We start from the raw sequence: 298 nt of genomic DNA on the forward strand, positions 1-298 counted from the left end.
CACGTGACAGAGTTGGTCTGTAGGGCTTCAAGGTCGTAATCCGTTTGCTTTATAATCACCTCGTAAAAATATTTAACCTTCTCATAGTCCGACCCTGTTGGTGCCTGAGCAAGTATCTTATTCACTTCCTCTTCTATTTTATTTCGTGTCGGAGATAAATCAGTCGGATACGCTGGCTCTTCTAAATCCAATATATCCACTCCGCCAGTCATTGCCGCTTCATCTGTTAGCCAGTAAAATTCTGGATAATCATGAGCGACAGAAAAATAGACGCGCGAATATATTTCATCATTAACAG

General features: G+C 41.3%; 1 pseudogene. It reads right to left on the reverse strand.

Annotated features, from left to right (window positions below):
* Positions 1–298, reverse strand: a pseudogene (locus C1E99_RS14405) (transglutaminase); the annotation flags it as partial.

The organism is Streptococcus suis (assembly GCF_002964045.1).
GTDB lineage: Bacteria > Bacillota > Bacilli > Lactobacillales > Streptococcaceae > Streptococcus > Streptococcus suis_U.